The organism is Dorea sp. BIOML-A1 (assembly GCF_009875615.1).
GTDB classification, from domain to species: Bacteria; Bacillota; Clostridia; order Lachnospirales; family Lachnospiraceae; genus Dorea_A; species Dorea_A amylophila.
Window position 1 is genome coordinate 119,919 of record NZ_WWSA01000001.1, and the last position, 18,320, is coordinate 138,238.

General features: G+C 40.4%; 18 protein-coding genes. 2 read left to right on the top strand and 16 right to left on the bottom strand.

Annotation, left to right across the window (positions count from 1 at the left end; translation table 11 throughout):
- Window position 1 precedes the first annotated feature (1 nt).
- From GT508_RS00575 to GT508_RS00615, 9 genes are all read right to left on the bottom strand, one after another.
- The gene (locus GT508_RS00575; RefSeq protein WP_006427828.1) at window positions 2-229 is read right to left on the bottom strand and encodes a helix-turn-helix domain-containing protein; all 228 of its coding nucleotides are present in this window, start codon (window positions 227-229) and stop codon (window positions 2-4) included.
- A gap of 282 nt (window positions 230-511) precedes the next feature.
- Window positions 512-1,915, bottom strand: coding sequence for a uracil-xanthine permease family protein (locus GT508_RS00580; RefSeq protein ID WP_161143344.1), 1,404 nt, complete (start codon window positions 1,913-1,915; stop codon window positions 512-514).
- A 93-nt stretch (window positions 1,916-2,008) separates the two neighbouring features.
- Window positions 2,009-2,725 carry a helix-turn-helix domain-containing protein gene (locus GT508_RS00585; RefSeq protein WP_161143345.1) on the bottom strand — a complete coding sequence of 239 codons (717 nt, stop codon included), beginning with the start codon at window positions 2,723-2,725 and terminating at the stop codon, window positions 2,009-2,011.
- 181 nt (window positions 2,726-2,906) lie between these two features.
- A complete protein-coding gene (locus GT508_RS00590; protein WP_161143346.1) occupies window positions 2,907-3,857 on the bottom strand; it encodes a hypothetical protein in 951 nt (316 codons plus the stop codon).
- Window positions 3,858-4,278: 421 nt separating this feature from the next.
- Window positions 4,279-4,521, bottom strand: a complete 243-nt coding sequence (locus tag GT508_RS00595) for an RDAC family protein (RefSeq protein WP_117596791.1) — start codon at window positions 4,519-4,521, stop codon at window positions 4,279-4,281.
- Between the two features lie 5 nt (window positions 4,522-4,526).
- Window positions 4,527-5,612: a MerR family transcriptional regulator gene (locus tag GT508_RS14780; RefSeq protein ID WP_279283719.1), complete on the bottom strand. Its 1,086-nt coding sequence runs from the start codon at window positions 5,610-5,612 to the stop codon at window positions 4,527-4,529.
- Window positions 5,602-5,970, bottom strand: coding sequence for a hypothetical protein (locus GT508_RS00605; protein ID WP_161143348.1), 369 nt, complete (start codon window positions 5,968-5,970; stop codon window positions 5,602-5,604). Before GT508_RS00605 ends, GT508_RS14780 begins: the two co-directional genes overlap by 11 nt.
- Window positions 5,971-6,091: 121 nt before the next feature.
- Window positions 6,092-6,346 carry a hypothetical protein gene (locus GT508_RS00610; protein ID WP_161143349.1) on the bottom strand — a complete coding sequence of 85 codons (255 nt, stop codon included), beginning with the start codon at window positions 6,344-6,346 and terminating at the stop codon, window positions 6,092-6,094.
- Complete coding sequence (locus tag GT508_RS00615; RefSeq protein ID WP_161143350.1) at window positions 6,343-7,869, bottom strand: Y-family DNA polymerase; 1,527 nt, start codon at window positions 7,867-7,869, stop codon at window positions 6,343-6,345. The genes GT508_RS00610 and GT508_RS00615 overlap by 4 nt, the downstream gene beginning before the upstream one ends.
- 252 nt (window positions 7,870-8,121) lie before the next feature.
- Here GT508_RS00615 and GT508_RS00620 point away from each other — a divergent pair, with 252 nt between their 5' ends.
- The gene (locus GT508_RS00620; RefSeq protein WP_161143351.1) at window positions 8,122-8,448 is read left to right on the top strand and encodes a hypothetical protein; all 327 of its coding nucleotides are present in this window, start codon (window positions 8,122-8,124) and stop codon (window positions 8,446-8,448) included.
- Between the two features lie 159 nt (window positions 8,449-8,607).
- Here the strand turns inward: GT508_RS00620 and GT508_RS00625 are convergent, their stop codons facing one another.
- The 4 genes from GT508_RS00625 to GT508_RS00640 form a co-directional block, all read right to left on the bottom strand.
- Window positions 8,608-9,612: an ATPase P gene (locus GT508_RS00625; protein ID WP_161143352.1), complete on the bottom strand. Its 1,005-nt coding sequence runs from the start codon at window positions 9,610-9,612 to the stop codon at window positions 8,608-8,610.
- 68 nt (window positions 9,613-9,680) lie between these two features.
- A complete protein-coding gene (locus GT508_RS00630; protein WP_442873219.1) occupies window positions 9,681-10,235 on the bottom strand; it encodes a carbon starvation CstA family protein in 555 nt (184 codons plus the stop codon).
- Between the two features lie 54 nt (window positions 10,236-10,289).
- Entirely contained in the window at window positions 10,290-11,405 is a 1,116-nt protein-coding gene (gene ald, locus GT508_RS00635; RefSeq protein ID WP_028086093.1) for an alanine dehydrogenase, read from the bottom strand.
- 177 nt (window positions 11,406-11,582) lie between these two features.
- A complete protein-coding gene (locus GT508_RS00640; protein WP_028086092.1) occupies window positions 11,583-12,980 on the bottom strand; it encodes an alanine/glycine:cation symporter family protein in 1,398 nt (465 codons plus the stop codon).
- A 348-nt stretch (window positions 12,981-13,328) separates the two neighbouring features.
- Here GT508_RS00640 and GT508_RS00645 point away from each other — a divergent pair, with 348 nt between their 5' ends.
- Window positions 13,329-14,186: a MurR/RpiR family transcriptional regulator gene (locus tag GT508_RS00645; RefSeq protein ID WP_161143353.1), complete on the top strand. Its 858-nt coding sequence runs from the start codon at window positions 13,329-13,331 to the stop codon at window positions 14,184-14,186.
- A gap of 43 nt (window positions 14,187-14,229) precedes the next feature.
- Here GT508_RS00645 and GT508_RS00650 read toward each other — a convergent pair whose 3' ends face one another.
- From GT508_RS00650 to tnpB, 3 genes are all read right to left on the bottom strand, one after another.
- The gene (locus tag GT508_RS00650) at window positions 14,230-15,594 is read right to left on the bottom strand and encodes a diguanylate cyclase (RefSeq protein WP_161143354.1); all 1,365 of its coding nucleotides are present in this window, start codon (window positions 15,592-15,594) and stop codon (window positions 14,230-14,232) included.
- Between the two features lie 74 nt (window positions 15,595-15,668).
- Entirely contained in the window at window positions 15,669-17,045 is a 1,377-nt protein-coding gene (locus tag GT508_RS00655) for an MATE family efflux transporter (protein ID WP_161143355.1), read from the bottom strand.
- Between the two features lie 169 nt (window positions 17,046-17,214).
- A complete protein-coding gene (tnpB, locus tag GT508_RS00660; protein ID WP_028086089.1) occupies window positions 17,215-18,318 on the bottom strand; it encodes an IS200/IS605 family element RNA-guided endonuclease TnpB in 1,104 nt (367 codons plus the stop codon).
- Window positions 18,319-18,320: the final 2 nt, after the last annotated feature.

The following is an 18,320-nucleotide window of genomic DNA, read 5'->3' on the forward strand; positions in this document are numbered from 1 at the left end:
ATTATTCACCCTCCTCTTCATCCAGATTTCCATCAAATTTTAAAATATCACCTACATCACATTGAAGGAAATAACAGATACGATTCATCGTATGCAAACGGATACCTTTGGCTTTTCCGCTTCGGAGTACCGACAGATTAGCCTCGGTAATACCGACTTGTCTGCATAATTCTTTTGAAGTCATTCCCTTCTTTTTCAGGACTTCATCCAGGCATATACGAATTCCCATATTTCCTCCTTTCTTTGTTTGAAAATTATTGTTTTTCGATAATTTATAATTTTATTATAGCAAGGAATTATCGTTTGTCAATAATTTTTACCACGCAATATTCCAACCGTTTTTTTTGTAATTATGTGATTTTTCCAACTTTTCTTATATTTTTAACTCTAAAGAATCTTCTTTCGGCAACTACTTATAAACGCATGGCCCCAAAAAAAGATTATCCGGATACTTCCCTTTCTCCAGATAATCTTTTCTTCTATGATTCACTATGTTGTTTTATATTCTCGCTTACTCCACCTTCGTCTTCTTCGGCAAAAACAGACTCAAAAGTAACGATACCACAAACACTCCTGCCACCGCATTTCCATTAAATACATCTCCTACCGCACTTGGAAATGCTGCAAAGAAGTTCCCAGATGTCTGTGTCAGACCAACTCCGATACTAAATGACAGTGACACGATGATCATTGTTCTGTCATCGAATTTGCATTCTTTCAGCATCTTGATTCCTTCATACATGATCGATCCAAACATCATAACCGTACATCCGCCAAGCACTGCCTGTGGAAGTGAATTGAAGAATGCTCCAAGCGGCGGGAATAAAGATGCAAGGATCAGAATCAATGCCCCCATCAGGATTGTAAAACGGTTGATCACCTGTGTCATCGTCACCAGTCCGATATTCTGGCTGAAAGAAGTCAGCGGCAGACATCCGAAACATCCGGAGATTGCACTGGAAAATCCATCAACTGCCAGTGAACCGCGAAGTTCTTTCATCTTAAGATCACGTCCAAGTGCTCCCGTACAGACTGCCGTCGTTGCACCTGTCGTCTCTGCTGCCGATACCAGGAATACGATTGCGATCGTAAAAAATGCTCCCAGATTGAATACCGGCTTATGACTGGTCAGGAACACAAGCTTCGGGATACTGAACACACCAACCTCTTGAATCGTCTTATGAATACCGGAAAAGTCAACCATCGGTGCGATTCCCGCTACAGTAAATATAATTGCAAGTGCATAGCCAAATACCAGTCCGACCAGCACATTTAAATTCTTATATACGCCTTTCAATACTTCTCTGGATACCAGACATACGATCAATGTAAATGCACCTACTACCAGATGATACCATGAACCGAAGTCTTTCACTCCGCTTCCGCCGCCCCAGGAATCCATACCTACCGGCAGAAGTGATAATCCAATCGCGATAACTACACAAGCCGATACAACCGGAGTCAGATATTTTCTCCAGTACTTGGCACTCAGTCCGACAAAACCTTCAAAAATACCACCCAGAATAACTGCACCAACCATACCTTCATATCCAAGATTCGGATTCGTTGCAATTACCAACAGACTTCCAAGAAACGTAAAACTGACTCCCATAATAATCGGAAGTCCTGATCCGATCACTCCAATCGGATATAACTGTAAACAGGTTCCGATTCCGGCTACAAACATCGCACACTGCAATAACTGTGTAATCTCCGCCGAACTTAAATGCGCCCCATTACTTCTAAGTACTGCCGCACTACACACGATCAGTACCGGAGCCAGATTCGATACGAACATCGCCAGTACATGCTGTAAGCCAAACGGAATGGCTTTTCTAAGTGGAACCCTGCCGTTCAGCTTATAGATATTCTCTTCACTGACCGTCTTTATCTTTTCTTCTTTGTTGCTTTCCATGACTTTTCCTCATTCTCTCTGTAAAATTTTATTTATTATAAGTTTAACTTATATTTTTCAAGAAAGCAACACGAGAATTAATAAATGCATTTATTACTTTAATACAATCCGAAAATATTCTACTGTCGTTGAAAGAAGAAATATTCCACACACTGCCATTTGCAGATATTTTTTCTTAATTACACTTTCAATAAAATCTTTTAAAAATATAAAATCAATCACACTACCAATAAGAATGCTCCCCACATCCATGATACTGTTTATTGCTTTTATCGAAAACAACTGGAACATCCATATCAGACTGGCTGCCCCCAGACACCAGATAAGTGAAAAATAAAATTCCCTTTTTTCACGAATTTCCCAATATTGCCGTAAAAGAACCACACATGTAGTACATCCTATGATACAGCCATAAAATGCAATCGAAGAAAACACTTTTGTTGACTGTGTAACCATTACACCTAATACTGCCATTACAAAGCTAATTCCACTGATTAACCATTTCATTTTCTTTGCCGCATGATACTCCGATATCTCTGCCGTTGATTTCATAATCTCTACTACCTTCTTCCGATCTACAGCAGTTTCTCTTCTTTCTGTATTGATTTCCGATCTCATAAGCTCCACCACTTCTATCCCGAGTGCATCTGCCAATGGTTCTAACGTATTAATGTCTGGAAAACCAAGTCCTCTTTCCCATCTGCTGACTGCCTTATCCGTTACATTTATCTTTTCTGCCAGTTCCGCCTGTGTCATACCCAGCTGCTTTCTCCGCTCCATGATAAATTTTCCAAATACTTTTGCATCCATGTAATTCACTTCCTTTTTCCACTCTTTGAAGCCGAATGAACTTCTTTGTTTAATTACATCATATACATTTTTTGTTAAATACGTCAATCGACGAATCCTTTACTTTTTGAATTTTAAGGTAAAAAGCTCTGAATCGTAAAAGAAGACTATTGCAGACGCAACAGCCTTCCTGATCATATACTTATTTTTCTTTTTTTATTTCTTCTATAATTCGTTGAATTGTAGTTACTTCTTCTTCCAATTCATCCGCAATTTGTTCTATAGACTTTCCTTTTTTCAACTTCTTTCTAATCTGATTTTTCAGAAGACTCCGTTCTCCAAGTTCAATTCCAGCTTCTACTCCAGCCTCCACACCAGCTTCATACTCCGTTTTCCGTAATTTTTTCTCTTCAAATTCTTTATCATACTCATAGATGCTCACTTTGATCACCTCTGCCTTATTCTTCACCAAAAATTCTGCCAGAATTCCTTCCTCTATGCATTCATCTACCGCTCGCGTAACTGCCTCTTCCAGAGGAATATTCTGCGTCACATATTTTCTTACCCTCGCAACATATTTGGCATATTCCTTTAATGTTCTGCAGTGTTCCATCAGTTCTAGGTTATGACCATCATTTACATTCAACATAGTCACCTTTAATTCCAGATCCGGATCATCCGTCGGATTCTCATAAGCTGAAGATAATCGGAATTCATTATAATCGTCTACCTTTTTCGTTCCATTATCAAATACAATAAATCTTGGTGTCGGTATCTTTTGTATTACCGTGGAATATAAAGATTTCCGAACTACTAATCTTTGATATTCATCCGCAATATAGAATAAATTTCTAAGCGGAATATTCGGGTTATACGTCGACTGGTACTCATACAAATATAAATTCATATCCATAATAAACGCCAGATCATTTTTCATTCCCATATAAATTGCATTTTCTAATGTGACAATCTGCAAATCTTCTACATTAGTATAATTCCGACCATTCACTGCATTATACAATGATAGCAGATTTTCTTTATCATGATACAACATTCGAAAAATCGTATCTTTGTATGGCCGTTTTGCCTTTAACTGACGGTTGCTTACCTGATACTTTTTGTTACGTCTCTTCTGACTTTTTCTTCTCGCCATATTTAATTCCTCCTATGTGCAGGAGGATATCTTACTTACACGTTCAGTCCTCTCCTGCTTTTTACAATTGATTGGTATAAAAAACATAGATTCCTGAAATGCAATTAGAATGTAGATAGTATATGATTCAATATACCTTAGATTTCTTTTGAAGTATGCTTTTATATAGATTAACATATAAATAAATATTATTCAATATATTTTCAAACAAATTTTGTTGCTGTTTATTACATGAAGCGGTCATTCCGTGGGTATCGCATGCTGTAATGATTCAACAGCGGAACCATAACTGCTGTGATACCGGAAGTGTACAAAAAAAGCCGGAAAGTCAAGGCTTCCGCCACAACTTTTCGGCCATACACAGGTTACAATTCCGCTATTGAATTCAGTATCATGGACCGGGGTAAGCCACAATACTGTATTAAACAGCAAAAAAATTCAACTTCGTCTCATCAAACTCTATCTTCTGCCCTTTACTTCTAAAATACTCCTCCACAACCTGATACATCTCCTCATACCGTCCTTCGCATGCACAATTTCCTAACGGTTCAATCCAGCAGGACTGTTTTCCACAGGCATCTCTCAAGTGAACCTTAAAATTCAGCCCTTTCTCCTCCAGCAATCCGTTCACTTCAATCATCTCATTAAATGTAATATAATTCATATCCGCTATCTCCTCCAGTTCTTTCCACTATAGTATCCGGCTGCATTGAATATCGTTGCGAATACATTGATCATCTTGTTCGACGTATACACTGCATGATACCGGTTATATTTTCCCCAGTCTGCATTCGCCAGTGTCCATGTTCCGGATACTGCGATTAGATAAATAACCGTACACAGGAATCCGACAATAAGTTCACCGGTTGCCATCAAATGGCCATACTTCTGATTCAGCATCTGCGCTATCACTCCTGCCATGATCAGGCTTGCAAGCATACTGATCCAGAGTTTGTTCAGGATATAACGGTTCAGCTTTGAGCCCATCCACAATATAATTGCAAGAATAAATGCCCCGCCATACAGGTAGATTACATACTGTTTCAGTACCGCCGTATCACGACACACAATATATCCTCTTCCCATCAATGTTCCGATTGTAAAAAGTCCGACAGGCTGTACAACCGCCCCCAAAAGTAACAACGCCAAATGCACTTTCATATTCGCTGAACATGCTCCTATGATCAACAGACCAACCACAGCTGCAAGTGAAATCAGCCCGACATAAAGATGTGTTCCGATATAATCCTTCGGGAGCAGCCATATAGATATCACACTTAAGATCGTTCCTGCAATAAAAAAGCATGCAATCTCATTGTTCATCTCATCCCTGCTTAATTTTTTCTGTACAATATCCTCTTTCAAAAGAATTGCCAGACGTACCTGCCACTCTTCTTTTTCTTCCTCAATCTCAAGCTGATCGATCGATGTAATGTCAAGCTTACTTTTCAATGCCTTCTGACAGGTCAATTTTGTCTCTTTTAATGTTCGTTCTTCTTTTTCGATCTCATCTAATCTGTGAGATAATGCTTCCTGTAAAGTCAATCTGTTTTCATAGATATCTTTGATCTCCTGTACCGGAATACCGATCAGACGCAGCTTTTTAATTTCCTGAAGCTGTTCTACATCTGTTTCTGAATACTCCCGGTAATTATTTTCCTGATTACGTGCCGGATGGATCAGTCCTTCTTCTTCATAAAATCTTATATTCGCCTTGGAAATCCCAACCTGTTTTTCTACATCTTTAATCTTCATAAAGTGACACCTTCTTTCCATTCTTCCAGTCTGCCTCTGTAATGATCTCTTTGCGGTGTTTTATCGTCTTGTATTTTACTTTACCAAATAAACCTTTCTGCTCTTTACAATAAATGATATGAACTGCCATATGAAACTTCTGGTTCTCGTCTTCCAACTCATGACTGTATTCCAGATGAGTCGCACTGTAACGAAGCAGAAGCACTTCACCGGCTCCCACCGGTACATTCCCACCATCCACAGACATAACCTGAAATGTAATGGTTCCCGGTATTTCGCTTTCTTTTAATTCAACCTGTTCTTTTATTACTGTCTGAAGTTCAGAAATGATTTTGTTTCTTTCTTCACTTTTTTCCATACTGTCACCTTCCCTCATTCCGGATATCTACATCCTTCTCCCTCTTTGTTAAGATGATTATATTCCTTCAAGCCGCTTGAAGGTCAAGAGATTCACCATATTTTTCTTCCATTTTTTGCCTTTACTCGTATTCCCTCTCGATTTTTTTCTCTGCCAGCCGCTCTGTCTCTTCTATTGCTTCTTTATAGCCGGTCAGTGCCGCAAATGGTGCAAACTGAGCCGCTCGGTCTGCTATCGGCATCGGCGGATGTGTCTCCGATACATGATGCGGAAGGTTCAGAATATCTCCATACTTTTGCTGCACTTCGATCACCGATTTCTGTAATTTTCCCGAAACCTGTGTAACATTTTCTTTCAAAACATTATCATTTTTCACGCTTTATGTCCTCCGATCTGCCGGTTCCGTTCCATCGCAGTTCCATCCTCCTGCAGATTCATTCCTTTTAAGATTGCATTCTTTCCATATTTTTTCTTAATATCTAGCATCGCTTTCTGCATCTTCTTTTCCCGTTCCAGCTTCTCATTCTTCTCTTCTTTTTCCTTCTTTGCAGTGCCAAAATCTGTAAAAAGATTCATCTGTTCATACTGCTGTTCTTCCCGAACCTTTTTTTCACTGATCACATGATTCGCCGCCATCGTAATCCTGCGGATCAGAAGATTCTGATTCACAATTTCATTATACAGCTTTACAACCGCCTGTGTCATCAGCCTCGATGAAGAAGTATGCTGCTTCAGATTAGCGGTTCCGTGTGCATGTTTCGGCAGCTTCCTGCCATACCAGTCCGTCGTGATCTCTCCTACATTTTTCTTCATTCCTTGTTCCAGATTCTTGATGTCATATCCGATCGTCAGAACGATCTGATCTGTCACAAGACATTTATCTACCAGATCCAGCGCCAGCTGGTCAATCATTTCCTTTACCACGATCTTTGTCTGTTCGAAATCATATGGACAGTGCAGTACCTGTCCCGCACCCATACTGTTATTCTCAGGCTTATACGCCTTCACATCTGTGATCGTGCAAGGCTCCCATCCCCATGCATGATCGATCAGAAGTTCTGCATTGATGCCAAACAACCGGTACAGCAGATCTTCATTATAATAATCTCCTGTTTTCCCAAGCGAGCATCTTGCCACATCTCCCATGGTGAATAATCCGACTTCCGCAAGCTTCTTCGCATACCCCGGGCCCACACGCCAGAAATCCGTGATCGGCTGGTGCACCCACAAAAGCTTCCTATAAGAAATTTCTGTAAGTTCTGCGATCCTCACCCCATTCTGATCCGGTTCAATATGCTTCGCCACAATATCCATGGCAACTTTACACAGATACAGATTCGTTCCGATTCCGGCCGTTGCCGCAATCGACGTCTCCTGCTGGATCTCTCGAATAATCTTTCCAGCCAGCTCTCTTGCCGTCATCCGGTAAGTATTCAGGTAATCGGTCACATCCATGAATACCTCGTCAATGGAATAGACATGGATATCCTCCGGTGCAACGTATTTCAGATAAATGTTATAGATCTCTGTACTGTATTTCATATATAATGCCATCCTCGGAACTGCTGTAATATAAGCCAGTTCCAATTCCGGATGTGCTTTTAATTCTTCGTTATCTGTGGAAGTTCCTGCAAACTTCTTTCCGGGTGCCATGCAGATCCGTCTTTTATTCACTTCTTTTACCTTCTGCACGACCTCGAAGAGTCGGGCACGGCCCGGTATCCCGTAGGATTTCAAGGAAGGAGACACTGCCAGACAGATAGTCTTTTCCGTACGGCTTTTGTCCGCTACTACCAGATTGGTCGTCATCGGATCCAGTTCTCTTTCTTTGCATTCTACCGATGCGTAAAATGATTTCAGGTCGATTGCGATATAGCTTCTCTGTCCTTTGTCTGCCATGCCTGTTCTCCTCCTTCCTTTACTCACAAATTCATTCACAAAGTTGTCTTTTCTCATTTCGAATGTATGTTCTCATTATACCAACATTCTGATTTGTCCACAATACAGAAACAGTTACAAATTATTTTTTCTAAAACTATTGACTTTCAAGTTACTTGATGGTTTATATTATAGACAACAAAAGAGAAGAAACAAAAAATTGATAAGAATGCCGGCTATTACCAAATTCTCTTAAAGAAAGGGGACATTAAAATGAAGAACGGAACAAGAAACGAAAAAGTTGTCTTTGATATTATTTTTAACTTAATATGCATGATATACATAATCTACAGTTGGATGTCAATTACAAATGTTGGAGTCGTAACTGCACTGACACATAATAATGGTGATGCTATGCTACTGATCTTCGGTGCTGCAATTGTTCTAATCGTCTTTCTTATAATCGATATCATTTCTTTAATATTAGGCAAAAAGCAAAAAGGATATTTGCTGCCGGGGTATGTCGGAGTGTCTATTGGTGTGAAATGTATCGCAATACTATTCCTGGTTTTAGCATATACATTGAAGCTTAAAATCTAAGTACCCGCCACCGGTGGCTTCTTTCAAACACATAGCGCTACAAAGAACCTCCCGCTGGTATCTTCTCTTGTATACTTTGATATGTCAAAAATATGGCCGGCAATATATTCTTACTCATAATCTCAGAATATATGCCGACCGCATTTTCTATCTGCCAAATTATTTATAATCCATCACCAGAAACATCGGTTTGATCGCCACCACTTCGTCATACTCTTCTTTCTCGACGACTACGCTGGAATTCAACGCTTTCAGATCTTTTTTCAAAACCTGCAATGCTTCCGGAATATTTCTCGCACGCCCTTCTTTCATAATCTCCTGCATTCTCTTTAGCACAATCGGATGTGCATAGTGAGCCGGTACCGGAAAATCCGGATACACTCTGATATACTCTTCCATCTGACTGATCGATTCCGTCAGCCGCTTCTCAATATAATTCTTATTATTCTTCGAAGTCGGAAGTACATTCGCTCCGGCAAATAAGAAGATTGCAGCCAGACCAAACAAAAGGAAATACATTCCAAATCCTGCATGGGTCGTCAATGCATAGATACCATAGACGAATGCCGCACCGCCCATCAGTACGATTGCAAGAGCTACCCATTTATACGCCGGATTACTTCTGTCATAAGTACGCTTTTTCTTCGCCGACTGACTCAAGTCCATATAGATATCCGATTGCTTTTTCAGATACTGTTCTGCCTGTTCCAGCTTCACGAGACATCTTTTTGTTTCTTCCGATACATTTCTTTCTCTTTGCTTTTCTGCCAGCCATCTTTCCTTCTCTGCCAGCTTTCGCTCAGCCTCAAGACTGTGTACCGGAATATCCGGATATTTTTCTTCTATGTATGCAACAAATCTGTCCACATCTTCTTCATGTTTGAAATTACATTGCTTTTCTTTTCCGTCCTCATATACGATCACAAGATAGGATAATGTACCGAATACTCCTTTTCCTGTAAATCCACCCTTACTCATGGCGATTCTTTTGAAGATCCTTTTTACAGAACTGATCGGTATGTAATACCTTCTGTCAATATAAAAGCTGCTAAGATACACCGCCTTTTTTCCAATTCCGCAAGGTCCGATCTTCTTACATTCTTTTCTGTCTTTTATCAATTCTTCATCCGGAATCGATACATTACCCAGTCTTTGTGGTTTCATCTTTTCATCATCTCATTTCTGTCAATTCATTCTGCCTTTTTATGTATTCAAATTACGCTGTCTTACAACTATGCTTTCATTGGTTTCTTTGTAGCATGGATAAAGATTCCAAGGAATGCTGCTGCCAGAATAATTCCTACCGGATAAGCAACCTTCGTAGAAAGTCCCAGACACTCTTCTGCACAGAAGAAATATGTCATGGAAACTGCACTCATGAATGTTGCCGGTACCGCTGTGATCCAGTAATTCTTCTTCTCGCGGAACAGATACATACTTGCTGTCCACAGAACGATCATAGCAAGTGTCTGGTTTGTCCAGCTGAAGTATCTCCATACGATTGCATAATCCAGATGTCCAACAAATGCTCCGACTGCCAGAAGCGGAACACATAACATCAGACGTTTCTGCATCTTATTCTGATCAACTTTGAACCAGTCTGCCAGTACCAGACGGGCACTACGGAATGCAGTATCTCCGGAAGTGATCGGGCATACGATAACTCCGATCATTAGATCTGTGTGCATTTTCCACAATGCTATCATCTCGGGAACTGCATGCTTATAGCCCAATACAGAAAACTCAAAAGAAAAATGCCGGCACCCCAAGATACCGGCATTTTCCACTCATAGGAATCAATCATTTAGTTTTAGTTTCTTCTTATTACAATAGCGATTCAATTAACATACAGTTCTGATATCTGTGTATTCATAGCAGTCAAAACTGTCTGCTACGTTCTTGCATGTTAATTTTCCATCGTATGTATTTACAGCTGAATAGATAACTTCGTTATCTTTGCATGCCTGCTCAAGTCCTTTTCCTGCAATCTGCAGTCCATAAGACAGTGTAGCATTTGTCAGTGCAATTGTAGATGTTCTTGGAACTGCTCCAGGCATATTTCCTACACAGTAGTGAACAACACCATCTTCGATGAAGATCGGATCATCGTGGTATGTAACTTTTGTTGTCTCACCACATCCGCCCTGATCAACAGCTACGTCTACAAATACAGCACCTGGTTTCATCTCTTTGAGATATTTTTTCTTGAAGATCTTAGGAGCTGATTTTCCTGGAATCAGAACACATCCAATTACAAGGTCTGCTTCTTTTACAGCTTTTTCGATATTTGCATCATTAGAAACAAGTGTCTGGATACGTGCTCCGAAGATATCATCCAGATAAGCAAGTCTCTGAAGGTTGATGTCCATGATTGTTACATTAGCACCCATTCCTACAGCGATCTTACAAGCGTTTGTTCCTACAGATCCGCCTCCGAGGATTACGATGTTAGCCTTTGGTGTTCCAGGAACTCCTGCTAAGAGAACACCTTCTCCTCCAAATCTCTTCTCAAGATATTTTGCACCTTCCTGAATACTCAGACGTCCTGCGATCTGGCTCATTGGAGCAAGCAGAGGAATACTTCCGTTTCTTTCGATCAGTGTCTCATAAGCAACACCTTTTACCTTTGCTCCGAGAAGAGCATCTGTCTGCGGCTTGTCTGCTGCAAGGTGAAGATATGTATAAAGGATCAGTCCTTCATGGAATAATGGATATTCTTCCGGAAGCGGCTCTTTTACTTTGATCATCATCTCTACAGTATCCCATACTTCTTTTGCTGTATCAATCATCTTAGCCCCAGCTGCCACATATTCGGCATCTAAGAATCCTGATCCTTCTCCGGCACCTTTTTCGATATAAACATCGTGTCCTGCGTTCACATAGCTCTTAACATTGTCAGGTGTCATACCTACACGGAACTCGTTGTTTTTAATCTCTTTTACACATCCTACTTTCATTTTGAAAAACCTCCTAAAAAATTTTAATCCGTTTGTTTTTTGAAGTGAAGATTATTTTTCTTATTGTTATTTTGTTGAAGAATATTCTTCATTTCTGTCTGAACTTATACTAACACACTCAAGTTGTTAATGCAATAAAAGTTATTTTTTTCACTAGTAAGTTATTTTTTTGTCTTTCTAATTCTTTTTCTCTTGTTTTGCAAAGTAATCTTTTACCAGTTTTGCCACTGTTCCTGACAACAGGAATAATGCGATCAAGTTAGGGATAGACATCAGACCATTACAGGTATCTGCAATTCCCCAGATGATACCAAGATCCACTGTTGCACCAAGGATTGCGACCAACGCATACACGATCATAAATGGTTTCACAACCTTTGTTGTAAATACAAACTCGACACATCTTGCTCCGTAAAGTCCCCATCCAAGAATCGTTGAGAATGCGAAACAGCACATTGCAATTGCAGTAAAGATCGTCACCCAGCTTCCATACGTTGTTACGAATCCTGAGATGGTAAGCTCCGCACCTGCTGCCACGCCGTACTGGATTCCTTCGCCGCCACAAAGGATAACCAGTGCTGTCAGTGTACAGATCACGATTGTATCTGCAAATACTTCAAAGATACCAAACATACCCTGTTTTACAGGTTCATCTGTATCTGCACATGCATGTGCGATCGATCCGGTACCGATTCCGGCTTCATTTGAGAAGATACCTCTGGAAACACCACGTCTCATAGTCATAAACATGCTTCCAACCACACCGCCGGTAAATGCGGACGGGTTAAATGCTCCTACAAAGATCATCTCAAATACATGTGGAACTTTGTCTGCATTCAGTGCAACTACTCCGATTGCAAGGATGATATAGAATACTGCCATGAATGGAACCAGCTTCTCTGTTACGGTACCGATACGTTTTACTCCGCCAAGTAAAACAACCGCTACCAGTGCTGCAATCACAATTCCGATCACCAGATTCACCATACTTATCTGTGCGTCATCAATCACATTGTAGCTTATAAGTGCTGAATCGATGGATGTCGTAATGGTATTTACCTGTGTTGCATTTCCTGTTCCGAGTACTGTCAAACTTCCAAGGATCGCATAGACCGAAGCCATCCAGTACCATTTCTTGCCAAGACCGTTCTTGATATAATACATCGGGCCCCCAACATAATCTCCCTCTGCATTCTTCTCTCTGTAATGAACTGCAAGTGTAACTTCTGAGAACTTCGTACACATTCCAAGCAATGCGGACACCCACATCCAGAACACTGCTCCTGCTCCTCCGATTGCAATCGCACCGGCAACTCCGGCAATATTTCCTGTTCCTACCGTTGCCGCAAGCGCCGTACACACTGCCTGGAATGGAGTGATACTACCTTCTTTCGCTTCTGACTTTGTGAAGATACGTCCGATAGAATTCTTAATGGCATACCCAAATTTTCGGAACTGTATAAATCCTGTACGAGCTGAAAGTACAAGCCCTACACCGATGATACAGACCATTGCCGGAACCCCCCAGACGAAATTGTTAACGGCCGCATTCACGTTTTCAATTGTTTGTAACATTTCTTTTCCTCTCTTTCGTCGTTCGTTGGTTTGATAATAACATACCATTATTTTTTTGTACACAATTATTTTTGCACTTTATCCATATGCGTTATTATTTTCACACATATTTTTGTGCAATATACACATAGTTTTCTTCTTTTTTTACGATTTTCATTCAAAAAGATTGGAGTATACTTCATTTGTGTGATATATAAATAACGAGAAAAAATCATCATTATCTATAAGTTCTATCTTCTTTTCCCCATATCCACACGTTTTTTTCTTTTTTCATGCTCTCCGTCTTGCAACTTTCCAAGATTCATGTTTTAATCTAATTATCAATATCACTTTCGGAGGAACTATATTATGAAAGATATGAAGGAATTACTCCATTCTGCACATCTTACCAAGACGCAGAGGATCATTGCGGAATATGTTCTGGATAATGCTTCGGAAGCCTGTTTTATGACATCTACGGAGATTGCTTTAAAGCTCGGGGTGAGCGAGTCTTCCGTAATCCGTTTCAGCCGTACGATCGGATTTGACGGCTTTATGGATTTTCAGAAGGCACTGCGGAAAGATTATCAGGACAAAGTACTCAGCATTTCCAGCAGTATCACGATCCCATCCCAGCGGATTGCAAAGCAGGCAAAATTAGACAACTCTTCTGATTACATCAACCGGCATTTTAAGAATGCTGCTCATAACCTTGAAGAGATATTTATCCAAAACTCCATTGAGACCTTTGAGAAGGCTGCGGATCTTATTGTTTCCAGTAAACACAAATACATTGCTGCAACGAGAGGCAATATCTGTCTTGCAGATTTCTTTCTCCTGTATTTAAAGCAGATGGTTCCGCATGTAACCATGACAACCACAACTTCCATGAGCCCGATTGATCATATGTGCAATATCTCGCAGACCGACTGTCTGGTATTATTTAGTTTTCCAAGATATTCTTCTCAGGACAAAGTGACCGCCGAGATGGCACGCGATGCTGGAGCTTCCATAATCGTGATCACCGATAAGCCAAGTTCCCTGCTTGCACAATATGCCGACATTCTTCTCACAGTCCCGGTAGACAGTAATACATTCTTCAACTCTATGATCGCTCCGCAGTTCGTAACAGAGTCTTTGCTGGAAATCATCAGCCATAAGGCCAAAGGAATTGAAAAAAGACTTAATACGATTGACAAATATCTGAATAAACTCGGAAATTATTAACAAAGAAAACCTGCCGCAGATTTTCTCCAAGTCTCATCAATGATTATGACTTGTCGGAAATCTGTGACAGGTTTTCTCTCTCTTCTATCTGCGCTGTCAGGATTTTTACCAGTCTGCGCTGTTTTGCATATAATTTGATCATGTTAAATACCCGTTGATATACGATCCGCATATCAAACGGACGCCTAATATAATCCACTGCACCGGCTTCGTAAGCTCTCCAGATAGATTCTTCCGAATCCTCTCCTGATATTACAATTACCGGAATGTCATCTATCCACTGTTCCTGATTCATATATTCCAGTACTGCAAATCCATCCATCTTCGGCATCACAATATCCAGAAGTATCAATGCTATATCATTTCCATATTTCTCCAGCTTCTCCACACATTCGTTCCCGTTTTCCGCTTCTATGATCTGGTACTTATCCTGCAGAATTTCTGTCAGAAGTTCTCGGTTGATCTTAGAATCATCTACAATAAGAATCCGTGGCTTTAGAATATCCGTATGCTCATCATGATCCTCCTCCGCTATTTTCTGATCCATTCCCTCTACCATTGCAGTATTTTTATACATTTTAGCAAGGTACATCCGTTTATCCGCTCTCTGGACAGCCTCTTCCACTGTCTCTTCTGTCGCTGACACACCTCCGATGCTGACTGATAACTTAATCCGCTCATATCCTGGGACACTCGTTTCAGCAATTTTTTTCTTAATCTTATTCAGCTTCCGCGCAAAGTTCTCACTGTCGATCTCCGGCAGTAAAAGCAGAAATTCATCCCCTCCGTATCTGATCAGTTTATCTGTCTTTCTGATATATTGCCGTATTACTTCTACCACTGTAATCAGTGCCATATCTCCTGCGTGATGACCACGCATATCATTATATAACTTAAAATCATCTACATCAAGAATCGCAACCCCTGCTTTTCCCTTTACATGCTTAATCTCATCTTCATAGTATCTCCGATTATAAGCCCCTGTCAGCGCATCTCTGTAAAGCTTGTCATTATAAACAGAAAGCTTCTGGACCATCTTCCCATATCCAACCGCATCAATCAATGTGTCTTCATCCAGCTTCTTCAACATCTCCATTACGTACGGTTTTCCATCAATCTCCACATATCTTGAAAACACCTGAAAAATATCCGAATCCAGAAATTCCAGCTTCGCTGCCTGTTTTTTTTCTCTCAGCGATTTCATAGATATGCAATTCTCACACGGCTTTGCCTTATTCCAGAATGAATAGCACTGACACATCTCCATTACATCTGCATCCGCACTGTGCTCCGCTCTCTTCTCCAGCATCTCACCATCAACCAGGCGTACAATTGAGAACACTTCTCTTAGGCACTCCATCTTCTGTTCTGCCTGCTCCATTGTCATACAGTCCTTCTTATCCGTCATCGCACACCTCATTCTTTCTGTCCTTTCCTGCTACTCTTTTCTCCAAACATACTGTCTATATTTTAACATATAATCTATGATTTTTGAAGATGAGATCCATATGTACTCATTCTTCTTTTCTTCCGCCAGAAATAGTACGGGATCAGACAAAGTAACGTTGCCCCCCATGCCAGCGGATAACTGATCAGCAGAATCTCCACCTTATGATGAATCTTCGTAAGAATTATGATCCACGGAAGCCTTACAAAGAACAGACCTCCGAATGTAAATATGGTCGGCCAGAGGACATCTCCCAGACCACGCAGTCCTCCAGACAGATTCTCAAGCAGCACACTCAACAGATAACTCGGAATCAGGAAACGTAACATATATACTCCTATCCCGATGACCTTTGGATCTGTCGTGAACATATGGTATAACGGTTCGCAGAATGCAAACAGGACTATAATAATAGCTCCTGTAAATATATAAGAGATCACTACATTCACCCGGATACTTTTATATACCCTGTCCATCTTTCCCGCCCCGTAGTTCTGTCCGGCGAATGTGGTCACGGCCGCACCAAGCGCGCTCGATACTGTCCAGAAGATCATATCAAGCTTTCCGTAAGCTGCCCATCCTGCAGCGGTATCTGTACCAAAACTGTTGACGGATGCCTGGATCACTACATTCGTCACACCGTAGGCACATGCCTGAAGTGCCCCAGGAACACCGATTTTCAATTCTTTTCTCAACACTCTGGTATCCATCCGGAGTTCCCGGAACTTTAATTTCATAGCATCATATGCCCTGGTCAACGACCAGGTAACCAGAACTGCACTGACACATTGTGAAATAACCGTTGCGAGTGCTGCCCCCGCAATTCCCATCTTCATTCCTACCACCATGACAATGTCCAGTATGATATTCATCACACAGCAGATCAACAGATAGAGAAGTGGTCTTCTGGAATCTCCGACCGCCCTCATGATTGCCGATCCCATATTGTAGACCAGCGTAAACAGAATTCCCATAAAGTAAATTCTGAGATAAGTTATAGAATCTGCCATCATATCCTGTGGTGTATTCATGATTTTAAGCAGCCATGGTGTCAATACTGTACCGGTCAGTGATACGATCAGACTGATCACGACAGAGAACAGATATGCCGTATGTACCCCCACATGCAGGCTCTTCCTGTCCTTTGCACCATAATATTGTGCGATAATAACTGCCGCCCCATTCGCCAGACCATTGAAGAAGGTAACAACGATCGTCGATAATACGGCTGCCGGTCCTCCGACACTTGCAAGTGCCGCTTTTCCCACGAAGCGGCCTACAATGATCGTATCCACCGTTGTATATAACTGCTGGATCAACGTTCCAAGCATGATTGGGAAAAAGAAGATCAACAGTTGTTTCCAGATAACGCCTTCCGTGATCGCATTTTTCTCAATTGTTTTTTTCCCCATTTTTTTGTCCCTCTCCTGCTTTTTCCACATTTTTTGTTTTTTCCCTATGTAATTTCCCCTTTAGTGAACTACCCATTGTCTTAAGCCAATGGGCTTCCTGCTTCATCGACCTCGTAACCTACTATCTCCACAGGCGTTAATTTGGGCAGTCCCTGCCCTATATATTTCTTTATGCTATTTGTCTTAATCCTTCTGTCAGTATATTTTTCGCAGCATTGATATCCCTGTCATGTTCTGCTCCGCATTTCGGACATATCCATGTCCTCACTGACAAATCTTTTGTATCTGGATTCTGATACCCACAAACAGAACATAATTGACTACTAGCATAAAATGTATCTATTTTGATGTATTTCCTGCCATTCCATTTTGCCTTATACTCTAACTGTCTTGTCAGCTCATACCATGATACATCACTTATGGCTTTTGCCAGATGATGATTTTTTACCATGTTTTTTATCTGTAAATTTTCTGAAACTATCACTTGGTTTTCGCTGATAATCTCATGTGAAACTTTATGTAGATAATCTTTTCTTATATTCCTTATTTTCTCATGGCATAATGCTATCTTTTTCTTTGTTTTATAATAGTTCTTACTTCTCTTTCCTTTATGTGACAGTTGCCTTTGCAGCTTTACAAGCTGTTTCTCGTATTTTTTTATGATTTTTAGACTCTCATATACCTTCCCATCGGAAGTAATACATAAATCTTTAATTCCTAAATCGATTCCTATGTTATGATTTGTATGTGCCAGTTCCTTATGCTCCGTTTTTACAAGTATGGACACATAGTATTTTCCACTGGAAACCTGCGAAATGGTCGCTGACTTAATCTGCCCACTATATTCCCTGTGTAACCTTGCTTTTACCGTTTTTAATTTTGGCAATTTTATCTTCCCTGTCTCAAAATCTACCGCAATATTTCCATTTGTGAAGTTTGTTGTGTATGATTTATGGTTATCGTGTTTGCTCTTGAATTTCGGATATCCTGCATGCTCCTTAAAGAATTTTTGATATGAAGCGTCCATGTTATAGATTGCGTTGGTCAGAGCAAATTTATCTATTTCTTTTAACCATTCATAGTCTTTCTTTAATTCTCTGTTACAATAATTATTACAATCCGTTTTACTAACTGACTTTTTCTCTTTCTCGTATATTTCTTTCCGATATGCCAATGTCTGATTGTAAACAAAACGGCAACAGCCAAATGTTTTTGCAATCTGAATTCTTTGTTCGCTATTAGGATATATCCTGTATTTATATGCTTTTAACACCC